The organism is Komagataeibacter kakiaceti JCM 25156, assembly GCF_000613305.1.
Genome location: NZ_BAIO01000506.1, coordinates 1 through 1,640 on the forward strand (window position 1 = coordinate 1; position 1,640 = coordinate 1,640).

A 1,640-nucleotide genomic window follows, 5' to 3' on the forward strand; every position below is an offset into this window, starting at 1 on the left:
ACTCCTGCTGGTCGGTGGACATACGGACATATGCGGCAGCCTGAAGCCGCTGACCGTTATCTGTCTCACGCTGGTCCCAATCAATAACCATTTTGATTTCCGAACATAAGGGTCGTGCGGCGTGTCGTTGTCCTTGCACCCTAAGCCGAAAGGAGAGGCAATATGTTACCTAAAGCGGGCAATATTCGCCGAAAGCGACCGGACAGATTTGCGCACGAAATCGGGGATGCCTTGCGCGGTGAACTGGGGTCGAGCCACAAGGCGATCAAAACGGTGATGGGATGGACAGGCGCGAGCGAGAGGAGCGCCAAGAACTGGTTGAGCGGCACGCATGGTCCGGGTGGCTGGCATCTCATTTTGCTGGCGCGCCAGTCGGAAGCGGTGATCGCCACGGTTCTCCGGCTTGCGGAGCGCGACCAGTTGATTCCGGGCGTGAGACTGAGAGCCCTGCAGACCCATCTGGTGCAGACCGCTGCGAGATCGGTGATGTTTTTATCACCGGGCAGCGTCGCGGTCCGCATGTTTGATGCGCCCGGATTGATGGGGCGCGGTCATGGCCGAATATCTTGTAGTAATGGCAAAGTGGAAAATGGACGTTTCCGGCTGCTGAACGGCTTTCCTATTCAGGCCGCCACGATATGGCCTGTTGCAGCATTTTCCCGATCAATATTGATATTTTATGTGTCCTGGCCGTATCGATCGGCCATGGTTCATCCTCATGGGCAAGGTAAATCTTCTGGGCTTTTTCAAGCTGTATTGCGTGGATACCCTGTTCCGGCTGTCCGTAATGCCGTGTTGTATAGCCACCTTTGAAGCGGCCGTTGACGACGTGGGAATAATCCCTGTCGTGGCCTGCAATATTGACAACACCGTTGATCAGATCGGGCGCGCAGGATGCGCCCTGGTTCGTGCCGAAATTCAGGTCGGGCAGGGGGCCTTCGAACAGGCGGGGGATTTCCGTCTTGATGGAATGCCCATCCCACAGTATCGCCCAGCCCCATCGGGCCTTCAGCCGGGCAAGTTCTTCGGCAACCGCGTCATGATAGGGTTGCCAGTAACGGATCAGGTGTTCGCCAATTTCTGCTTCATCCGGCATCTGACCGGGCTGATAGATCGGGGTTCCGTCAAATGTCAGTTCCGGGACAAGTCCGGTTTTCGGCCGCCCCGGATAGAGCGTGGAATCATCCGGCCCGCGATTGAGGTCGATGACGTAGCGGGAATAACTGGCGCGCATGACGCCGATGCCCATATCGGCAGCCGGGGCATAGAGCTTTTCCATGTACCAGTCGGTATCCGGCAGTAACCGCCCGCGCGCGTCATGCGTTCTTCCATGCCGGGGGCGAGCGCCGTGCCCGCGTGTGGAAGGGTGACAAGTACGGGCGCCGTGCCGCGTGTGTAGCTGAAGACGGGTGGGGTCATGGCAGGGAGCTCCGTTGGGAATGGAGGGTCGTGATGGCCCTGTGAAATTCGGTTGCAATGCGTTCTTCGTGAATATGATGGCCCTCCCTCACGACCCATTGTCCCCCACACAGCACATCGCTTATGGGAAGGGTGGCGCGGGCAAAGACGAGGGAGTCCATGATGGTGTCGCCCCGCAGCCCCGGCAGCGACAGGTTCCGGCTGTCGAGCGTGCACAGGTC

Annotated in this window: 1 protein-coding gene and 1 pseudogene; both read right to left on the minus strand. The window is 58.7% G+C overall.

Features of this window, described 5'->3' with window-relative positions; translation table 11 throughout:
* Positions 1-619: 619 nt before the first annotated feature.
* Positions 620-1,477, minus strand: a complete 858-nt coding sequence (hutG, locus tag JCM25156_RS25325) for an N-formylglutamate deformylase (RefSeq protein ID WP_242402710.1) — start codon at positions 1,475-1,477, stop codon at positions 620-622.
* Positions 1,416-1,640: pseudogene (locus JCM25156_RS29550) on the minus strand (formimidoylglutamate deiminase); the annotation flags it as partial. The pseudogene JCM25156_RS29550 and the gene hutG, both read right to left, overlap by 62 nt.